The sequence below is a fragment of the Sphingomonas jejuensis genome (assembly GCF_011927695.1).
In the GTDB taxonomy this organism is placed as follows: domain Bacteria; phylum Pseudomonadota; class Alphaproteobacteria; order Sphingomonadales; family Sphingomonadaceae; genus Sphingomonas_K; species Sphingomonas_K jejuensis.
Window position 1 is genome coordinate 391,270 of sequence record NZ_JAATJE010000001.1, and the last position, 20,951, is coordinate 412,220.

16 protein-coding genes and 1 pseudogene are annotated in these 20,951 nt (G+C 67.5%); 15 read left to right on the plus strand and 2 right to left on the minus strand.

Annotation, left to right across the window (positions count from 1 at the left end):
* Positions 1-9: 9 nt before the first annotated feature.
* Positions 10-1,062, minus strand: coding sequence for a glucokinase (locus GGR88_RS01995; RefSeq protein WP_342449697.1), 1,053 nt, complete (start codon positions 1,060-1,062; stop codon positions 10-12).
* 212 nt (positions 1,063-1,274) lie between these two features.
* Between GGR88_RS01995 and GGR88_RS02000 the strand changes: the two genes are divergently transcribed.
* The 14 genes and pseudogenes from GGR88_RS02000 (at position 1,275) to GGR88_RS02060 (ending at position 17,734) form a co-directional block, all read left to right on the plus strand.
* Entirely contained in the window at positions 1,275-2,306 is a 1,032-nt protein-coding gene (locus GGR88_RS02000; protein WP_167952474.1) for a helix-turn-helix transcriptional regulator, read from the plus strand.
* A gap of 222 nt (positions 2,307-2,528) precedes the next feature.
* Positions 2,529-4,118 (plus strand): beta strand repeat-containing protein, encoded by a 1,590-nt coding sequence (locus GGR88_RS02005; RefSeq protein ID WP_167952476.1) that lies wholly within the window; start codon positions 2,529-2,531, stop codon positions 4,116-4,118.
* Between the two features lie 82 nt (positions 4,119-4,200).
* A complete protein-coding gene (locus GGR88_RS02010) occupies positions 4,201-4,533 on the plus strand; it encodes a hypothetical protein (RefSeq protein WP_167952478.1) in 333 nt (110 codons plus the stop codon).
* 26 nt (positions 4,534-4,559) lie between these two features.
* Positions 4,560-5,234, plus strand: a complete 675-nt coding sequence (locus tag GGR88_RS02015; RefSeq protein ID WP_167952480.1) for a C39 family peptidase — start codon at positions 4,560-4,562, stop codon at positions 5,232-5,234.
* A gap of 2 nt (positions 5,235-5,236) precedes the next feature.
* On the plus strand, positions 5,237-5,992 hold the full coding sequence (locus GGR88_RS02020; protein WP_167952482.1) for a hypothetical protein: 756 nt from the start codon (positions 5,237-5,239) through the stop codon (positions 5,990-5,992).
* Positions 5,992-7,320: a transporter gene (locus GGR88_RS15155; RefSeq protein WP_167952484.1), complete on the plus strand. Its 1,329-nt coding sequence runs from the start codon at positions 5,992-5,994 to the stop codon at positions 7,318-7,320. Before GGR88_RS02020 ends, GGR88_RS15155 begins: the two co-directional genes overlap by 1 nt.
* A complete protein-coding gene (locus GGR88_RS02030) occupies positions 7,320-7,727 on the plus strand; it encodes a COG3650 family protein (RefSeq protein WP_167952486.1) in 408 nt (135 codons plus the stop codon). Before GGR88_RS15155 ends, GGR88_RS02030 begins: the two co-directional genes overlap by 1 nt.
* Positions 7,728-7,804: 77 nt before the next feature.
* Positions 7,805-8,395, plus strand: coding sequence for an SRPBCC family protein (locus GGR88_RS02035; RefSeq protein WP_167952488.1), 591 nt, complete (start codon positions 7,805-7,807; stop codon positions 8,393-8,395).
* Positions 8,395-9,579 (plus strand): zinc-dependent alcohol dehydrogenase, encoded by a 1,185-nt coding sequence (locus GGR88_RS02040; protein ID WP_167952490.1) that lies wholly within the window; start codon positions 8,395-8,397, stop codon positions 9,577-9,579. Before GGR88_RS02035 ends, GGR88_RS02040 begins: the two co-directional genes overlap by 1 nt.
* 13 nt (positions 9,580-9,592) lie before the next feature.
* Positions 9,593-10,375 carry an SDR family NAD(P)-dependent oxidoreductase gene (locus GGR88_RS02045; protein ID WP_167952492.1) on the plus strand — a complete coding sequence of 261 codons (783 nt, stop codon included), beginning with the start codon at positions 9,593-9,595 and terminating at the stop codon, positions 10,373-10,375.
* Between the two features lie 162 nt (positions 10,376-10,537).
* Positions 10,538-10,729, plus strand: a pseudogene (locus GGR88_RS15695) (PAS domain-containing protein); the annotation flags it as partial.
* Positions 10,730-13,414 carry a PAS domain-containing protein gene (locus GGR88_RS02050; RefSeq protein WP_245196414.1) on the plus strand — a complete coding sequence of 895 codons (2,685 nt, stop codon included), beginning with the start codon at positions 10,730-10,732 and terminating at the stop codon, positions 13,412-13,414. It begins immediately after the preceding pseudogene.
* A 92-nt stretch (positions 13,415-13,506) separates the two neighbouring features.
* Positions 13,507-15,555 (plus strand): AsmA family protein, encoded by a 2,049-nt coding sequence (locus GGR88_RS02055; RefSeq protein WP_167954294.1) that lies wholly within the window; start codon positions 13,507-13,509, stop codon positions 15,553-15,555.
* Between the two features lie 136 nt (positions 15,556-15,691).
* On the plus strand, positions 15,692-17,734 hold the full coding sequence (locus tag GGR88_RS02060) for a M13 family metallopeptidase (RefSeq protein ID WP_245196415.1): 2,043 nt from the start codon (positions 15,692-15,694) through the stop codon (positions 17,732-17,734).
* 82 nt (positions 17,735-17,816) lie between these two features.
* Here GGR88_RS02060 and GGR88_RS02065 read toward each other — a convergent pair whose 3' ends face one another.
* Entirely contained in the window at positions 17,817-17,984 is a 168-nt protein-coding gene (locus GGR88_RS02065) for a hypothetical protein (RefSeq protein WP_167952498.1), read from the minus strand.
* Here GGR88_RS02065 and GGR88_RS02070 point away from each other — a divergent pair.
* Positions 17,983-20,934, plus strand: coding sequence for a TonB-dependent receptor (locus GGR88_RS02070; protein ID WP_167952500.1), 2,952 nt, complete (start codon positions 17,983-17,985; stop codon positions 20,932-20,934). The two genes, GGR88_RS02065 and GGR88_RS02070, sit on opposite strands and share 2 nt — an antisense overlap.
* The last annotated feature ends 17 nt before the right edge of the window (positions 20,935-20,951 follow it).

The window sequence follows — 20,951 nt, forward strand, 5'->3', positions numbered from 1 at the left end:
GGCCGCCCGTCAGCCGGCGAGCAGCTCCGGATGGTGGGCGGCGAACCCCGCTGCCGCACCGACCAGGCCCAGCTCGTCGACCGTCGCCAGCCGCACCCGGATCGCCGACATGCGCGGCTGCCAGCGTCCCTTCGCGGTGAAGCGCGCGACAAAATCGGTGGAGCGCAGCCGGTCGATGATCCGGTTGGACAGGCCACCCACCAGCACCACGCTGTTCGACCCGTGCGCCAGCGCCAGATCGCCCGCGACCGAGCCATAGCTCATCGCGAACCGCTCCAGCGCGCGCGCCGCAAACGGGTCGCTTCCGTCGATCGCGCGCTCCCACAGCGTCGCGTCGTCCAGCTGGGCGATCGCAGCGCCCTCGGTGGCGGCGATGGCGGTGCGGATCGCGGCGAGCCCTGGCCCGGCGACCACGCGCTCCGCCGACACGCGCAGATACTGCTTGCGCATCGCGTCCGACATCCGCGCCTCGAACGGGTCGAGCGCGGCGAAATCGATATGGCCGCCTTCGGTCTCTATGACGTGCGTGTGCCCATCGCGCTTCAGCAGGATGGCGACGCCCAGGCCGGTGCCCACGCCGATCACGGTGGTCACGCCCTCGTCCGGGATGGCGCCGTCGGGGCCGCAGATCGGCGCCAGTTGCCCTTCGTCCAGCGTGGCGACCGCATGCGCCATCGCGCCGAAGTCGTTCGACAGATGCATGGTGCGCAGGCCCAGTCGCTCGGCCAGCGTGTCCGGCCGGAACGTCCACGGGCTGTTGGTGAAGCGCACCACCGGCTCGCCGATCGGTGCGGCGACCGCGACGGAGGCGAACGGCGGCAGCGCGGCACCATCGTCCGCGCGGAAGTGGTTCCAGGCCGCCTCCAGGCTGTCGTGTCGCTCCGCCTTGTAGCGTCGGACGGTGCCGAGCTCGGGCGCGCGGCCCGGGCGGAGCCAGGCGCGGGCGAAGCGGGCGTTGGTGCCGCCGACGTCCACCGCGACGATCTCCACCGCGCCGCCCGGCGCATCGCTTCCCACCTTGGCCGCGGCCGCCTCCATTCCTGTCACGTCCTTGTTCTCCACGCTGACTTCTCGCCTTCCGTAACGGCACGCGAAGGGCTGTCCGGATAAATCTTACTTTTTCAGCCCAAATCGGTTAACGAGCGTTATTAGGTGGGACGTGTAAACGTGATAAGCGCTCGGGCAAGGGTGCAGGTCCGGAGAGGGGATCTTCCGTGGCGACCGTTCATTCTCTTGTGCCCCGCCCCGCGGGTGCCCGATCAGGCTCGATCAACGTGGCGCACGGCCTCGAGGAGGACGACAGCGTTGCAACGCTGACGCTCCTGACGGAGCAGTTCGGCCAAGCCGTGGGCGCGGATGGGACCGCTCTCATGCTCCGCACCTCTGGCGGCGACGATGGGACGTTGAGCGTGCTTGGCCTCGGCGGCGACTGCGCCGGCCCCGCCGCGCCCGAGATGCCGACCAGCGACGATGATCTGGCGGCGCTGGCATCGCAGGATGGCGGGCCGCACTGGATCCTTCGCCGCTTTCCTGTCTCGCGCGACGGGGCGACCTACCTTCTGCTGGGTGCAATGTTCCGCCGCGCGCGGTCGGGCAGCACCCGGGTGGTGGCGGAGGCCGAGCAGCGCTTTCAGCCGCTGTTCGCCGGCTTTGCCCGCCTCTGGGGGCGTGACCGCGCGTCAGAGCGTCGGCTGGCCGGCTACGCGTCGGCGCTCAACCATTCCGACATGGGCGTGATCCTGCTCGATCGGGAAGCGGACATCCTGTTCGCCAACGACGTGGCGACCGCGCTTCTCGATTCGTCCAACGGCATCCGCCGGCGCCGCCAGTCGATCGGCGCGACCGACCTGTCGGATGCGGTGAAGCTGCAGATCGCGATCGACCATGTCATCACGGCGGAAGCCGACCGCACGTCCCGGGCCCCGATCATCTCGCTGAAGCGCGGCATCGGCAAGCGCCCGTTGATCCTGTCGGTGCTGGCGCCCAAGGTCGCATCCGCCGGCGCACGCGACGTGGCGGCGATCCTCTACATCTGCGATCCCGAACAGGATTTGATGCCGCTGATGCACGCGGCCTGCCGCTTCTACCGCCTGTCGCCGGTGGAAACGCGGCTCGCCTCCACGCTGGCCAGCGGTGCGACGCTCACCGAAGCGGCCGAGGCGCTCCACATCAAGGAGCAGACGGCCCGCAGCTATCTGAAGCAGGTGTTCATCAAGACGGGCACCCGCCGCCAGGGCGAGCTCATCCGCGTGATGTTGACCAGCATCAGCCGCGCGGCGCCGAAGGCCGATTTCGACATTATTTGATCGCCGCCTGGAACCTTTTTTTCCCCCAAATTGAGGGGGAAGCGTTAACCTAACGGCGGGTGCAGAGTTCAGCGATCCGGGGCTGAACGTGGCGCCGCGCTCGCTTCATTATCCTGACTGTGCCGGCCCCCGTCGGCACGAACCATCCGGGGTCGCGGCTGCTCGTCTCGCCCCGAATGGCAAGATGCTCGAACCACGATCTTGTCAGGAAAGCAGGAAGCCATGAAGAAGACCTTGCTCACGACGACCGGCCTCGCCGCCGCCATGCTGTTCGCCGCGCCGATCGCCGCGCAGACGACGCCGGAAGGCACGACCGCCGGCGCCGGCCAGACCGCCGCCAACGGCGACGCCTCCACCAACAACGACAGCTTCAACGACAACTCGGACAGCTCGACCACCGACAATGTCGGCAACGACTATTCGGCGACCGATTCGAACGACGACAATTCGGACAATTCCGACAACTCGCTCGACAACGTCGGCAACGACTACTCGGCAACCGACTCGAACGACGACAACTCGGTCGATGCCACCAACCAGGGCAACGACTACTCGACGACCGATTCGAACGACGACAACTCGGTCGACGCCACCAACCAGGGCAACGATTACTCCACGACAGACTCGAACGACGACAACTCGCTCGACAATGTCGGCAACACCACGGACGCGTCGGACAATTCGAACCAGGGCAACGATTATTCGACCACGGATTCGAACGACGACAACTCGGTCGATGCCACCAACCAGGGCAACGACTATTCGACGACCGACTCGAACGACGACAATTCGGACAATTCCGACAACTCGCTCGACAATGTCGGTAACGACTATTCGTCGGTCGACTCCAACGACGACAACTCGGACAGCTCCGATAACTCGGTAAACACCGATGCATCGACGACCGACAGCGGCAACGACAGCTCGGTCAACGGCAGCTACAACGACAATTCGGACAATTCTGACAACTCGCTCGACAACGTCGGCAACACGACGGACGCGTCCGACAGCTCGAACCAGGGCAACGACAGCTCGGACAACTCGCTCGACAACGTCGGCAACACCACCGATGCGTCGGACAACACCAACCAGGGCAACGACAACAGCGACAACTCGACCACGGTTGGCGACGTGAGCGTGGCCGACAGCGCGAACCAGAACGACAGCAGCTACAACCAAGACAACGACATGGACAGCTCCGACAACTCGCTGGACAATGTCGGCAACACCACCGATGCCTCGGACAATTCGAACCAGGGCAACGACTACTCGACCACCGACTCGAACGACGACAACTCGGATAATTCCGACAACTCGCTCGACAATGTCGGCAACACCACCGATGCCTCGGACAATTCGAACCAGGGCAACGACTACTCGACGACCGACTCGAACGACGACAACTCGGATAACTCCGACAACTCGGACAACTCGATCTCGGGCAGCTACAACGACAATTCGGACAATTCCGACAACTCGGACAGCTCGGACAGCTCCACCGACACCACGATCGGCGACATCAGCGTCTCCGACACGGGCAACACCAACGACGTGACGGCCAATGGCGGCACGGCGGGCGTGTTCGGCGACAGCGCGATCGTCGCGTCGGCCTCGCTGTCCAACTCGGTGACGGGCGCCCCGGCGGGCTTCTCGGCCGCCGAAGGCTCGACGGTCAACGCCGGTGTCTCCATCGACGGCAGCTCGTTCCAGAACTTCGCCGGCATGCAGGCGCTGAACGTCAACTCGGGCGCGGGTGCCGCTCAGAACGCCAACGTCAGCGTCGCCGTCTCGGCGGGTGACGTCGGTCTCTGATCGAACAATCGGGTTGGGGGCGGGTCGGCATCAGCCGGCCCGCCCTTTCCGGCTTCCGGAATGAAATGTGGAAGGACAAGTCATGAAGGGGATCCTGCCACTGGCCGCCGTGCCGCTGATGTTGCTTGCCTCTCCTGCCGCCGCGCAGGTGTTCGGGGCAGCGGCGACGGTGGATGAAGCAACGCTGGGCGCGGTTGCCGGGCGAGAGGACACGAACCAGCTGTCCGTCGCCAACAACACCAACAACGTGTCCAACAACAGTGTCGGCGACAACAGCACGACGGGGACCATCGGCATCGCGGACAACGCGTTCCAGAACCTGTCCGGGCTGTCGATCCTGAGCGTCAACTCGGGCAACAACGTCGCCATCAATGCCGCGATGAACGTCAACATCGCGATCACGCCCGCTCCGTGATCGGGCGGTTGGCAGGCGCAGCCGCGATGTTGGCGGTGGGGGGCTGCGCGGCCAGCATCTCGCCCGAAGGCGCGCGGTTCCTGACGACTGCGGGGCCGACGGGCGATTATGGCCTGGCCCTGCGCAGTGTGGAGGACCGGCGGTTCGACGGGGTGGTGCGACAGCGCTTCGATTTCAGCTGCGGGTCCGCCGCGCTGGCGACGCTGCTGCGTCACCATTATGCCGACCGGATCGACGAACGGCAGACCTTCCTCGGCATGTGGCGGGACGGCGATCAGGCGCAGATCCGCCGCGTCGGCTTCTCGCTGCTCGACATGAAGCGCTATCTTGCCGGGCGGCGGCTCGCGGCCGACGGCTATCAGGTCACGCTGGATCAGGTGGCGCAGGCGGGTGTCCCCGGCATCGCGCTGATCAGCATCCGCAACTACAAGCATTTCGTGGTGGTGAAGGGCGTTACGCCCACCGACGTGCTCGTCGGTGATCCGTCCACGGGCATGCAGGTCTATCCGCGCGATCGCTTCCAGGCGGCGTGGAACGGCATCTATTTCGTCATCAACGATCGGCAGGATCAGGGGCGCGCGGCTTTCAACCGCGGCACGCAGTGGGCAACCGTCGCGCGGGCGCCGGTCGGCACCGATTTCCATGATCCGCTCAGTCTGCAGGCGCTGTCGATCACCGCCCCATTCTACAGGGATTTCTGACCATGATGATCTTCGCGCTGATCGGCCTGGCCGTCGCCGCGCCGGCCACCCCTGTCGCCGCAGAGACGGCGGAGCCGGGCACGGACATCGTCGTCACCGCGCGCCCGTTTCGTGGGGAGAAGGTGCCGGACGAGGCGCTGGCCACCATGCGCGGCGGCTTTCGCCTGCCCAGCGGGATCGACGTGTCGCTGGCGGTGCAGTCGGAAACCAGCGTCGACGGGCTGCTGCTGCTGCGAAGCGTGTATCGCATCGACGACGGCGCGCCGAAGCTGGCGCTGTTCGCGCCGGCACCGGGGCAGACGGTGCGCACGCAACCGGTGGAGGCGAACGGCGCGTCCGCCGGCGGCCTCGCCGTCAGCTTCGACCGCTCGTCGGGCGTGGTGTTCGTGCCCAGCGGCACCACGCGCCCGGCGGTAAGCGTCAGCAGCGGTGCCAGCCCCGCCGCGGCGGCGCCGGATGGCCTTGCGCCCATCGACATCGCGCCGGGCGGCAGCGTCGATACCAACGGCGGCACCGTGCGGCTGGTGGATGCCGGCGGGCAGATCCAGGCGCGGCTCGACGGCATGGAGATCGACGTCGGCCATGTGTTCGGGCAGGGCTTCGGCACGATCATCGCCAACAGCGGCAACGACAGGACCATCGACACCGTGACCACGATCTCCCTGGACCTGACCGGAACCACGCCCTTCAATCTCGGGTCGGCCGCCATGCGGATCGACGGGCTGGCGACCGATGCCGTGCGCGGGATGATCCGCTGATGCGCTGCCTTCTTCTGGGAACCGCGGCTGCGACCATGCTCGCCGCGCCCGCCCTGGCCCAGACGGCGGCGCCCGCCGCCGACCCGCTGCGCGCCGAACTCAACGCCGCCCGTGCCGAGATCGCGGCGCAGCGGGAAGCGCTGCGGCGGCAGGAGGAGCGGCTGCGCGCGCTGGAAGCCCGGCTGACCGGTGCCGGCGGCGCGGGCGCGGGCGCCGCAACGGCGGCCACGGCGGCGAACCCGGCCGCCGCGCCCGCGGTCGCCGCCGCGCAGGGCAGCGCCTCCACCGCCGGCGGCGATCCCGCCAGCATCCAGTCCGCCCCCATCGAGACGGTCGGCGCCGCGCCCGAGGATTACGACCGCGCGCCCGAGGTTGCCGTGCTCGGCGACCAGGGCAGCGTCGTCACCCGGCGCGGCGCGCTGACCGGCGAGATCGGCTTTGAATATGCGCGCGCCGACCGCAACCGCGCGGTCTTCCGCGGGATCGAGCTGATCGAGTCGGTGCTCGTCGGCGTCTTCGACATCAACGAAAGCCGGCAGGACGTGCTGACGGCCAACGCCACGCTCCGCTACGGCATCACCGACCGGTTCGAGGTCGGCGCGCGCGTGCCCTATATCTACCGCAGCGACACCTCCGTGCTCGCGCCCATTTCCGGCACCACGCCCACGCCCAACGACGCGCCCGACACCACCAACGGCAACGGCATCGGCGACCTGGAGCTCAGCGGCCGGTACCAGTTGCGCAGCGCGCGCGGCGGCTGGCCCTTCCTGATCGCCAACATGCAGGCCGTGTTCCCGACCGGCACCGACCCGTTCGAGGTGCCGCGCGACAGCCTCGGCCGGCAGCTGGAGGCGGCGACCGGCGCCGGCTTCTACGGCCTGTCGCCAAGCCTCACCGCGATCCTGCCGAGCGACCCGGTCGTGCTGTTCGGCACGCTCGGCTACACCTTCAACCTCGCCAAGGACGTCAACACGACGATCGGCGACCTGGTCATCGAACGGGTCAATCCCGGCGACGCGATTTCCGCCAGCGCCGGGATCGGCATCGCGTTCAACCAGCGCACGACGCTCAACCTCGGCTACGCGCACACCTGGGCGTTCGGGTCGGAAACCTGGACGCGGCTGCTCGATCCGGGAAATGCGCCCGACATGGGCCGCACCCGTGCCACCTCGCGCGACCTGCAGGTCGGCCGGCTGCTGTTCGGCGTCACCTACCGCGCGTCGGACCGGGCGAGCCTCAACTGGTCGGTCGAACTGGGCGCCACCGACGATGCCACCGACCTGCGCACCGTGCTCCGCATCCCGGTGGTGCTGCTGACGGGCGGTTGATGCGGCGCCGCCTCGCTGTTCTCGCCATCGTCGCCGCGGCGGGTGGCTGCGCCACGACGTCCGGCGGCCTTGCGACCGCTGATCTCGTCGCCGGCACCAACGAGCCCTTCTACAGCATGGAGGTAACGGGCGACCGCGCCAGCCTGACCGGGGTGGACATGTCGCCTCGCACGCTCCGCATCAGCCGCCGCGCGGCGGAAGGCGGCGGCGTCCTGATCGACGCCGCGGACGGCGCCGGCACGGTCCGGCTGCTCGTCCGTCCGCAGGCCTGCACCGACGATATGTCCGGCGCGGTGTTTCCGTTGTCCGCCACGCTCAGCATCGCGGGGCGTGACCACCGCGGCTGCGCGCGTCGCCTGTCCCGATCCGCGGCCGCGCGCCGCCGACTGACGCCGGCGCGACTATAACCTCGATCAATTACCCGCGTAACGACCGGAACAGCCCGATCCCCCGTTCGATCTGCCTTCGAGCCAAGGAGGTCAGCATGAACGACACAGATGGGGTGCGCAGCGATGACGCACCCGCCGGCACCGCAAAGAGCGATGCCGCCGACAAGGTCGGCGCGGGACTTCCCGAGCAGGCGGGCGACAGCGCCACCGTCCAGACGGTGACCATCAACAAGCCGCGTCAGGAACTCTACAGCTATTTCCGCGACTTCTCGAACCTTCCCGCCTTCATGGACAATGTGGAGCGGATCGAGGTCAAGGACCGGCAGCTGTCGCACTGGGTGGTGAAGGCGCCCGCCGGCGCCACCGTCGAGTGGGACGCGCGCGTGACGGAGGACCGCGACGGCGAGCTGATCGCGTGGACCTCGGAGGCCGGCGCGGACGTGCCCAACAGCGGCCGGGTCGAGTTCCGCGACGCGAGCGGCGGCCGCGGCACGGTGGTCAGCGCCACCATCCTCTACGATCCGCCCGCCGGCGTTGTCGGCAAGCTGGTCGCCAAGATCTTCCAGCGCGAACCCGCCATCCAGGCGCGCCGCGACCTGCGCCGTTTCAAGCAGCTGATGGAAACCGGCGAGATCGCCACCAACGCGATGAACCCCGCGCAGGCGCGCGAGAAGGAGCAAGGCTGATGCGTGCACTCACCTGGCACGGCAAGCACGACGTCCGCGTGGACACCGTCCCCGATCCCGAGATCGTCAACCCGCGCGACGCGATCATCAAGATCACGTCGACCGCGATCTGCGGGTCGGACCTCCACCTCTACGACGGCTACATCCCCACCATGAAGGCGGGCGACATCCTCGGTCATGAATTCATGGGGGAGGTCGTGGAAACGGGCCCGAAGTCGACCCTGCAGAAGGGGCAGCGCGTGGTGGTGCCCTTCACCATCGCCTGCGGCCAGTGCTTCCACTGCGGCAAGCAGCAGTTCTCCGCCTGCGACAATTCCAACCCCGCCGACAACATGGACATCGCACAGGAGCTCTACGGTCAGCCGTTCGCAGGCCTGTTCGGCTACAGCCACATGACCGGCGGCTATGCCGGTGGCCAGGCCGAATATGTGCGCGTGCCCTTCTCCGACGTCGGGCCGATCGTCATCCCCGACGGCCTCGACGATGATGAGGTGCTGTTCCTGTCCGACATCCTGCCGACCGGCTGGATGGGCGCGGAGAACGCGGACATCGAACCCGGCGACACGGTGGCCGTGTGGGGCTGCGGCCCGGTCGGGCTGTTTGCGGTGCAATCCGCGTTCCTGATGGGTGCGGAGCGCGTGATCGCCATCGATCATTTCCCGCACCGGCTGGAGCTCGCGAAAAAGTTCGGCGCCGAGACGATCAACTTCGAGGAATCGAAGACCTACGAAGCGTTGATGGCGATGACCGGCGGCATCGGCCCCGATGCCTGCATCGATTGCGTCGGGCTGGAGGCGCATGGCCTGTTTGGCGACAACATCATTGATCAGATCAAGGTGTCGACCTTCCTCGGCACCGATCGCATCCATGCCATTCGCCAGGCGATCCTCGCCTGCCGCAAGGGCGGGCGCGTGTCGATGCCCGCGGTCTATGGCGGCTTCGTGGACAAGTTTCCGCTCGGCGCGTTCATGGAAAAGGGCCTGACGCTCAAGACCGGCCAGACCCATGTGCAGCGCTACCTGCCCGGCCTGCTCAACGCGATCGCCGAAAAGAAGATCGATACGACCTTCCTGATCAGCCACCGCATGCCGCTCGAGAGGGCGGCTGACGGCTACAAGATGTTCCACGACCAACAGAACGAGGCCACCAAGATCGTGCTGAAGCCCGGCATGGTCGAAGCCTGAAGGAGACACCGACATGGCAAATGACAAGTTCGCGATCGTCACCGGCGCGTCGCGCGGCATCGGACTGGAACTGGCGAAGCTCGCCCAGGCGGACGGCTACGACCTGCTGGTCGCCGCTGACGTGCCCTTCACCGATGAAGGAGCCGTTCTCGCCGGGCAGCCCGGCATCGAGACGCTGGAGGTCGACCTGTCCACGACGGACGGTGTTGACCAGCTCCTGTCCGCCGTCGGCGGGCGCAAGGTCGATGTCCTGTTCGCCAATGCCGGCCACGGCCTTGGCCGTGCTTTCCTCGATCAGGATCCGGCCGACTGGCAGCATGTGGTGAACACCAACATCACCGGCACCGTCTATCTGCTGCAGAAGGTGCTGGGCGACATGGTTCGCCGCAACGATGGCAAGGTGCTCGTGACCGGGTCGATCGCCGGCTACATCCCCGGCAGCTTCCAGGCCGTCTACAACGGCACCAAGGCGTTCGTGGACAGCTTCGTCGCCGCCATCCAGAACGAGATCAAGGATGCCGACGGCGTCACGCTCACCAACCTGATGCCGGGCCCGGTCGAGACCGACTTCTTTGAGCGTGGCGACATGATGGACACCGATGTCGGCACCGATCCGAAGAAGAGCGACCCGGCGGACGTCGCCAAGGACGGCTACGACGCGCTGTTCGCCGGCAAGGCGAGCATCGTGTCCGGCTGGAAGAACAAGGTGCAGTCGACCCTCGCCAACGTCACGCCCAACAGCGTCCTGGCAGAGCAGCACCGCGGCATGGCGGAGCCGGGTTCCGCCAACGACTAACCCGAAGCGCGGCGAGGGCGCGTCCGGACGTTCCGGACACGCCCTCGCTCCCTCATGAAGCGGTGAATTACCCGCGGCTGTGCGGAAACATCGCCCCGTTGCCGAGTAACATGCTACTGGGATGACCCCAAGCGAATGCCGACCTCGTAAGCACGGACGCAAATGCCGCACAGACATTTAATCGAAGCTGTTGATCGATATCGCACGTTGTTGCGCGGGGCTGAGTTCGGCTTCTGTATGATCGAGATGATTTTCGACGGACCACGTGCGATCGATTACAGATTTCTTGAAGTAAATGATGCCTTTGAGCGGCTGTCCGGGCTTCAGGACCCGGTTGGGCGTTCAGTGTCTGAGATGGTGCCGGGTCTTGAGCGTTTCTGGCTCGACACCTATGGCGCGGTGGCTCTGACTGGCGAACCGCAGCGTGTACGCAGCGATGCGCAGCAGCTTGGCCGCTGGTTCGACGTTTACGCGATGCGCGTCGACGATCCCGCTGATCACCACGTCGCCATCATCTTCACAGACGTCACCGACCAGGAAAAGGGCCAGCGCGCGCTTCGCGACAGCCAGGAACGTCTTCAGCAGGCTTTGTCAGCCGGCCGAGGGATCGGCACGTGGGACTGGGACGTGCAGAATGACCTCGTCTACGCGGACGCGCGCTTTGCGAAGCTGTACGGCGTCGATCCGGTTGCGGCCAGTCAGGGCACAGCCATCGCTAATTTCTTCTCCGGCATGCATCCCGCCGATCGGGCAGAGGCGGAACGGGCCGTGGCTGAAGCGGTGCGCTCGGGCGCGCCGTTCTCGGCCGAATACCGGCTTCTGCAGCCCGATGGGTCGATCCGCTGGGCGGCGGCACAGGGACAATGTCGGCATGATGCCGAAGGCAGACCGACGCGCTTCGGCGGCGTCAGCTTCGACATCACAGAGCGACGGGTGTCGGAGGCGCGGCAGGCGGCGATGCTCGAGGTGGAACGCCGGTTCCGCGATCTCGAGGATCCTGCGGAGATTGCCTTCGCCGGCGCTGAGGCTGCCGCCCGCGCGCTCGGCGTCAGCCGGGCGGGCTACGGCATCATCGACAAGGAACGCGAGACGATCCGCATCGATCGCGACTGGAACGCGCCGGGCGTGCAGAGCATCGCGGGCGAACTCAGCTTTCGCGACTATGGCAGCTACATCGACCAGCTGAAGCGCGGCGAAACGGTGGCCATCGCCGATGCGCGGGAGGACGATCGCACCCGCGACACCGCGCACATGCTCGAACAGATCACCGCTCGCGCCTTTATCAACATGCCGCTGGTCGAACATGGCAATTTCGTCGCTTTGTTCTTCGTCAACAACGCCACGGTCCGGCAATGGCACGACGATGATCTGTCGCTGATGCGCAACATCGCCGGCCGGGTCCGCGCGGCGACTGAGCGGTCGCGCGCGGAGCGGGCGCGGCGGGAGAGCGAGGAACAGTTCCGCGCCTTCGCGCAGGTCGTGCCCAACCAGATCTGGGCTGCCGACGTCGATGGCCGGCTCTACTGGTTCAACGACCAGGTCTTCGCCTATCTCGGCCGCGAACATATCGGCGTCGTGCCCGACGACGGCTGGGCGGCCATCGTTCATGACGAGGATCGGGAGGCGGCGCTTGCCGCCTGGCACCGGTCGCTGGAGAGCGGCCGCACCTACGAGGTGCAGTTCCGCATGCGCGGCGCGGACGGCAGCTATCGCTGGTTCCTGGTCCGGGCGGAGCCGGTCCGCGACAAGGGCGGCGCGATCCTGCGCTGGGTCGGCACCAGCACCGACATCGACGACCAGCTTCGTCAGGCCGACGCGCTCCGCCGCCTCAACGAAACGCTGGAGGAGCAGGTCCAGGCGCGCACCCGCGAGCTGATGGAGGCGGAGGCGGCGCTCAGGCAAAGCCAGAAGATGGAAGCGGTGGGCCAGCTGACCGGCGGCATCGCGCACGACTTCAACAACCTGCTCACCGGCATCACCGGCAGCCTCGAAATGATGGCGATGCGGATCCAGCAGGGGCGCATCGCCGATGTGGAGCGCTATTCGGTGGCGGCGCAGGGCGCGGCTCGCCGGGCGGCGGCGCTCACCCACCGGCTGCTCGCCTTCTCGCGTCGCCAGACCCTCGATCCGAAGCCCACGGAGATCAACCGCCTGATCGCCGGCCTCGACGAGCTGATCGCCCGCACCGTCGGCCCTGAGATCGAGGTGGAGTCGGTTGCCGCGGCCGGGCTGTGGACCACGCTGGTTGACGGCAACCAGCTCGAAAACGCGATCCTCAACCTGTGCATCAACGCGCGCGATGCCATGCCGAACGGCGGCCGATTGACCATCGAGACCGCCAACCGCTGGCTCGACGGGCCGATCGCGCGGGAGCGGGGGCTGGAGCCCGGCCAGTTCGTCGCCATCAGCGTGACGGACACCGGAACCGGCATGTCGCCGGAGGTGATCGGAAAGGCGTTCGACCCCTTCTTCACCACCAAGCCGATCGGCGCGGGCACGGGGCTCGGCCTGTCCATGATCTACGGCTTCACGCGGCAGTCGGGCGGGCAGACGCGTATCTACTCCGAGGTGGGGCAGGGCACCACCGTCACCCTCTACCTGCCGCGTCATTTCGGCCAAGCGGAGGAACAGTCCCACGGCATCGGCGAGGTCGACCTGCCGCGCGGCGCGGGAGAAACCGTGCTGGTCGTCGACGATGAGCCCACGGTCCGAATGCTCGTCGCCGAAACGCTGGAGGAGCTCGGCTATCAGGCGGTCGAGGCGGCCGATGGCGCCTCCGGCCTCGCGATCCTGCAGTCCGATTTGCGGATCGACCTGCTCGTCACCGATGTCGGCCTGCCGGGCGGCATGAACGGCCGGCAGATGGCGGACCAGGCACGCATCAGCCGTCCGGACCTCCAGATCCTGTTCATCACCGGCTATGCCGAAAACGCGGTGGTCGGGAACGGCCATCTCGCGGCCGGCATGCACGTCATGACCAAGCCCTTCGCGATGGATGCGCTCGCCGCCCGCATCAAGGACCTGATCGCCAACCGCTGACCGCCGCGCATCCGGATTGCGCTTTTGATCGTTCCACCGTGGAAACGGTGAGAGGGCGTTGCGTGACGGGTGAGGAGCAGGTCGCAGAAACAATGCCGCGGACCCGGCGGCGCCGCGCGATTGTCGTCCGCATCCTGCTGTGGGTCCTCGCCATCCTGTTCGCCGTCTGGGCGATCCTGTTCATCACCAAGGGCCGCTTCCTGCGCCAGCCGTTCGAGCGGATCGTCTCCTCCAGTCTCGACCGGCAGGTCTCGGTCGGCGGTGACTTCCAGCTTTATTTCGCGCCGATCAGCGTGAAGTTCGTGGCGGAGGCGATGCGCATCTCCAACCCCGACTTCACCACCCGCCCGGACCTGTTCCGCGCCGCCCGGATCGAGGCGCGGGCCGCGCCTTGGTCGCTGGTGTTCGGGCGCACCCGGCTCAGGTCGTTTGATCTCAGCGATGCCGCCATCGACTTGGAATGGGATGCCGCGCACCGCCGCAACAGCTGGACCTTCGGCGAGGACAAGGGCGGCGAGCCGCTCCAGCTGCCGATCATCGACCGGGCGACGCTGCGCAACACGCAGCTGCGCTACCGCGACCCGCAGATGCGGCTGCTCGCCGATCTCGACTTTCGCGCCATCACCTCGGCGGATGCGCGGATCGGCGATGCCGTTCGCTTCACCGGGCGCGGGCAGGTGCGCGACACGCCCTTCACGCTCGTCGGCGCGCTCCTGTCGCCCAACGAGACGGTCGGGCGCGGGCGCAACCGCCTGCAGATGCTGGTGCGCGCCGCCAAGAACCGCATCACCGTCGCCGGCGACCTGCCGGGCCTCGCCGACATCGAGGGGGTACCGCTGGCGGTGCGCGCGCGCGGGCGCGACATTGCGGAGCTGCTGGGCATCATTGGCGTGGCCGTGCCGCACAGCCGCGCGTACCGGCTTCAGGGCACGATGGTGAAGGACGGCCCGGCTTACGCCTTCACCCGCGTCGTCGGCCGCTTCGGCGACAGCGACCTGTCCGGCAGCTTCACCGCCCGCAATGTCGAGCCGCGGCTCCACATGAGCGCGGACCTGCGCACCCGCCGCCTCGACATTGCCGATGTCGCCGCCTTCATCGGCTATGATCCCGATGCGGTCGCCGCCCGCGGCAGCGAGGGCGCCGTCACCGTCGTCGGCGGCACCCGGCGCATCCTTCCCGATGCGCGGCTGCGGGTCGACGCGCTCAGCAACTTCGATGCGGACCTGCGCTGGCGGGTCGGCGTCGTGCGGTCGCGCAACGTCCCCGTCTCCGACATCGATCTCACGCTCGATCTCGACGACCGGCGGCTCAGCCTGTCGCCGCTCAGCTTCTCGATGGCACGCGGCGATGTGTCGTCCGACATCGTCATCGACGCGCGCCAGCGGCCCGCCGTCACACGCTACGACATCCGCCTCGCGCCGACGCCGATGGGGCGGCTGCTCGCCGGCTTCGGCGTGGCGGAGGCGGGGACGTCCGGCGTGATCCGCGGGCGCATCCAGCTGACGGGCACCGGCGACACCGTGCACGACAGCCTGGCGTCGTCCAGCGGCCGGATCGCCTTTGTGATGCCCGCCGGCACCTTCTGGACCCGCAACGTGGAGCTGTCGGAACTCGACATCGGCACCTTCGTGCAGAAGATGTTCGAACGAAAGCTGGAGGAGCCGGTCAACATCAACTGCGGGCTCATCGCCTTCAGCGTGCGCCGCGGTGTCGCCACCGCCGATCCGATCCTGATCGACACGCGCAAGAACGTCATCACCGGCCGCGGCGGCTTCTCCTTCGCGACGGAGGTGATCGACCTGGGCTTCGAGGCGGATTCGAAGCGGTTCAGCCTGTTCTCCGGCCAGTCACCCGTGGCGCTTGCCGGCCGCTTCGCCAGCCCGCGCATCGATCCCATCAGCGGGGAGCTGCTGGGGCGCGTCGGCGCCGGTCTTGGGCTGGGCGCGCTCGCCGCACCGCCGGCGGCGCTGCTCGCCTTTATCGATCCGGGCGATGCCAAGGCGGCGGCGTGCGGCCCGGTGCTGTCCGGCGCGCCCGCATCGCGCCAGCGCACGACGGAAGGTGACCGCCGCGACGATGTCGGGCGGGAGGCGCCGAAGGCGGAAGAACGCCCCCGCCGCAAGTTCCTGGGCATCTTCTGACGGCTCCATGATGGCCGCTTTTTCCTCGACCGGCCGGACGGCGATAGTTAGATAGTTGCCGTCCACCGGCGTCATGCTCTTGTCCTGACGCCGAAACTTCCCGTCTCGAGGTTCTATTATGATCCGATCCCCGTTGTTGGCTGCCCTTGCCTTGTCCACCGCGCTCGTGTCGCTCGGCGCCTGCGCAGCCGGCGCCGGCACCGAAACGGCGTCCGCGCGCACCGATGCCCGCCCGCAGCTCGGCAGCTTCGGCGTCGACACGGCCGGCATGGACACCACGGTGCTGCCCGGCAACGACTTCAACGCCTTCGTGAACGGCGGCTGGGATGCCCGCACCGAGATCCCGGCGGATCGTGCGCGCTGGGGCGGGTTCGACGTGCTGCGCGACCTGTCGGATCAGCGGACGCGCGACATGCTGCAGACGGTTGACGGCACCGCATCGCCCTCGCTCCGCAAGGCCGGTGACCTTTATGCGTCCTTCATGGACGAAGCCGCGATCGAGGCGCGCGGCGCCGCCCCGCTGCAGCCCGCGCTGCAGGCGATCGCCGCGATCCGCACCCGCGCCGATCTCGCCACCGCCATCGGCAACGCCAACCGCGACCGCATCAACGTGCCGGTGCGCGTCGGCGTGTCGATCGATGCCAAGAACCCGGACGCTTATGTCGTCGGCATGTCGCAGGGCGGGCTCGGCCTTCCCGACCGCGATTACTACCTCAACACCGACAACGCCCGCTATGCCGCGGCCCGCACGGCCTACCTCGGCCATGTCGAGCGCATGCTGACGCTTGCCGGCATCCCGGACGGCGCGGCCAAGGCCCGCGCCATCATGGCGCTGGAAACCGACATCGCCCGCGTACACTGGACGCGCGTCGAAAGCCGCCAGGCGGAGCGTCGCTACAACCCGGTCGCCGAGGCCGAACTGCCGGCCCGCTTCTCCGGCGTCGACTGGAACCGGCTGCTCACCGCCGCGCGCCTGAACGGTCAGGACCGCGTGATCGTCAGCCAGCCGAGCGCGATCGAGGGCATCTCGCGCCTGGTCGGCACGGTGCCGATCGACACCTGGCAGGCCTATCTTGCCTTCCACACCATCCGCTCGCGCGCGTCCGTGCTGCCGCAGGCCTTCGTGAACGAGGATTTCGCGTTCACCCGTGCGCTCACCGACACGCCCCAGCTGAAGGATCGCTGGAAGCGCGCGGTGGACTTCACCAACGCCGGCATGGGCGAGGCGGTCGGCGAGGCCTATGTGGCGCGCTACTTCCCGCCGGAGGCCAAGGCCAAGATGGACGAGCTCGTCCGCAACGTGCTCGCCGCGATGAACCTGCGCCTCCAGAACCTCGCCTGGATGGCGCCGGAGACAAAGGCGATCGCGGTGCAGAAGCTCGGCAGCTTCACGCCGAAGATCGGCTATCCGGACAAGTGGCGCGATTATTCGGGCCTGCAGATCGACCGGGGCGACGCCTTCGGCAACCTCCAGTCCTTCATCCGCTTCGACTATGACTATGACGTCGCCCGTCTCGGCCGTCCCGTCGACCGCAGCGAATGGCGCATGACGCCGCAGACGGTGAACGCCTACGCCAACCCGACCTGGAACGAGATCGTGTTCCCGGCCGCGATCCTGCAGCCGCCCTTCTTCGATCCCAATGCCGATCCGGCCGTCAACTATGGTGCGATCGGCGCCGTCATCGGGCACGAGATCAGCCACCATTTCGATGATCAGGGCCGCAAATATGACGCGACCGGCCGCCTCAACGAATGGTGGACGCCGCAGGACGTCGCCCGCTTCAAGCAGTACACCGATCAGGTCGTGCAGCAGTACGGCGCCTATGAGCCGCTGCCCGGCCAGCATGTGAACGGAGAGCTGACGCTTGGCGAGAACATCGCCGATCTCGCCGGCCTCACCGTCGCCTATGATGCCTACCGTCTGTCGCTGGACGGTGGCCGCGCGCCGGTGATCGATGGCTACACCGGCGATCAGCGCTTCTTCCTGGGCTTCGGGCAGGTCTGGCGTTCCAAGGCGCGCGACTCGGCGCTGCAGCAGCAGCTGGCGACCGACCCGCATACGCCCGGCAACTTCCGGCCCTATGTCGTGCGCAACCTGGATGCCTGGTACGAGGCGTTTAACGTCCAGCCCGGCACCCGCCACTACCTGACGCCGCAGCAGCGCGTGCGCGTCTGGTAAGCACGGTCGGAATCGCGGTTTGATCGGGGGCGCCGGCAGGTGATGCCGGCGCCCCTTTCTTGTCTGCCGATCGCCGCCGCTGTTACAATTCAGCAACAACCTGCCCCACGATCGCACGCCCCGTCTTTTCTGCGCTTGCAATGTCGGGCGCGCTGCGCTTGAAAACTGGAAGCGCTTCCAACGCCGTTTCGGCGTGCGCCAACGACGTGCCGGACATGATCCGGCATGATTTCTGGGGGGTGAGGAACATGATCACGCAGTTTCGCGACCGTCGCACCGCGCGGGGCACGCTTTATCGCTCGGCACTGGCCGCCTCGGCGCTGGGCCTGACGCTCGGCATCGCCACCCCGGTCTTCGCGCAGGAGGCCGCCGCCCCGGCGCCCGGTGCCGAGGAGCAGGCCGCCGACCAGCAGGCGACGCCCCCGCAGCAGACCGAAGCGGTGGACGAGGGCGGCGAGGAGATCGTCGTCACCGGCATCCGCCGCGGCATCGGCGACGCCATCGACATCAAGCGCAACGAAACCTCCATCGTGGAGGCGATCTCGGCCGAGGACATCGGCAAGCTTCCCGACGTGTCGATCGCGGAATCGATCGCGCGCCTTCCGGGCTTGGCCGCCCAGCGCGTCAACGGCCGCGCGCAGGTGATCTCCATTCGCGGCCTCGCGCCCGATTTCACCACCACGCTCTTGAACGGCCGCCAGCAGGCGAGCTCCGGCGACAACCGCGCTGTCGAGTTCGACCAGTATCCGGCCGAGCTGCTGTCCAGCGTCGTGGTCTACAAGACGCCGGACGCGCAGATCGCCGGCATGGGCCTGTCGGGCACGGCCGACCTCCGCACCGTGCGTCCGCTGGAATTCGGTCAGCAGGCATTTGCCGTCAACATCCGCGGCGAGATGACGGAGGGCCGCCAGCTCAACGACGACGTGCGCAAATGGGGCTCGCGCATCTCGGCCAGCTATATCGATCAGTTCGCGGACGGCACGCTGGGCATCGCGCTCGGCTATGCCCGCATCGACTCGCCGTCGTCGGCTCGGCGCTTCAAGGGCTATGGCTATGAAGCGTTCGGCGACCAGGACACGAACGGCGACGGCATCAACGACCGCAACGTCGTGCAGCCCGACAGCGCCGACAGTGCGCTGTTCCTGAACGGTCAGGAGGCGTTCGCCACCTCGCGCTTCAACACGCGCGACGCCTTCATCGGCATCCTCGAATGGCAGCCGAGCGACTTCGTCCACATCACCCTGGACGGCTATTATTCCAAGTTCAGCCAGGATGAGGTTACGCGCGGTGCGCAGTGGTTCTCCAACCCTTTCGCCGACCAGCTGACCTTCACCGGCGTGACGGTGGAGGAGCGCGGCGGAACGCCGGTCGCCGCCACCGGCGTCGCCAACCGCGTCGTGCCGATCCTTCGCAACGACCACAACCAGCGCAAGGACGAGCTGGTGTCGATCGGCCTCAACAACGAATTCGTGATGGACGATCGCACCAACTTCGTGGCCGACCTGTCCTTCTCCCGCAACAAGCGGCGCGAGACGATCCTGGAAACCTATGCCGGTCGCGCGGTGCCGGGTGCGGTCGGCGGCGTCACGCCCGCCACGCCGGATGTCGGCCGCGTGTTCGACAATATCGGCTTCGACGCACCGGACGAGGGCTTCCCCACCTACGCGCCCGGGCTCGACTATGCCGACGGCTCGCAGATCACGCTGGGCGACCGCGCGCCGTGGGGCGGCTGGGGCCATGACGGCGCGATCCGCTTCCCCGACGTGGAGGAGGAGGTCTACGCGCTCGACCTGCGCGTCAATCACGAGATGGACGGCTTCCTCAGCGGCGTGGACGTGGGCGTCAACTACACGCACCGCACGAAGAGCAAGCGCGTCAACGACTTCGACCTGTTCCTGAAGAACGGGCGTCAGCAGGTCGCGGTGGATCCGCGCTTCCAGGTCGACGCGACCGATCTCGATTTCGTCGGCTTCGGCCCGGTCTTCTCGTTCGATCCGCTCGACGCGCTCGACACCTATTACGACATCACGCCGATCCTCGACGCCAACTTCTACGACAAGAACTGGGACATCGAGGAAGACGTCGTCACCTTCTTCGGCAAGGCCAGCATCGACTGGGGCAACCTGCGCGGCAATGTCGGCGTGCAGGCGGTGGTGCAGTCGCAGCGGTCGGAAGGCGTGGTCATCAACGGCCTGACCCCCGGCCAGCCGATCGTGCCGCAGCGCATCGTCGACGGCGACGACTATGTCGACATCCTGCCCAGCCTCAACCTCATCTACGATCTGGGCGGCGGACACCGGCTGCGCTTTTCCGCGTCCAAGACCATGGCCCGCCCGCGCATGGACGAGATGCGCGCCAACGTCTCGCCCGGCTTCAACTCGCTGGTCTGCTCCGGCCAAACCTGCGCGCCCGGCACGGTCGTCAATCCCTGGTCGGCCAGCGGCGGCAACCCGAACCTGAAGCCGTGGCGCGCCAAGGCGGTCGATGCCGCCTATGAATGGTATATCGACCAGACGACCTATGTCTCGATCGCCGGCTTCTACAAATGGCTGGACACCTACATCTACCAGCAGACCGGCACGTTCGATTTCTCGGGCATCCCGCTGCCGGTGACCGCATCGTCGATCCCGGCGGGCGTGATCATCTCGCCGATCGGCCAGATCACGCTTCCGGCGAACGGCGACGGCGGCTGGGTGCGTGGCCTGGAATTTTCCGGCGCCCTGAACTTCGGCACCATCACCTCGGCGCTCGACGGCCTCGGCGTGCTGGGCAGCCTGTCGCTGACCGGATCGGACCTCAACCCGTCCGCAGACCAGACGCAGGAGGTCCGCATCCCCGGCCTGTCCGGCACGGTCTACAACATCACCGGCTATTTCGAGCGTGACGGCTTCCAGGCCCGCATCAGCCAGCGTTACCGCTCCGGCTTCAAGGGAGAGGTGGTGCAGCTGTTCGCGACGCGCGGCTTCACGGAGATCCTGCCCGACCGTCAGGTCGATGCGCAGATCGGCTACACCATCCAGTCGGGCACGCTCGAAGGGCTGGGCGTGCTCCTCCAGGTCAACAACCTCACCGACGCGCCCTATCGCACCCGTCTCGGCCTCGACGGCGGCGGCACGCGGACGGAGGATGGCGGTTCGCTTATCGAAACCTATGAGCGTTACGGCCGGCAGTTCCTCCTGGGCTTCAACTACCGCTTCTGACGGCGCCGGGCGCACTC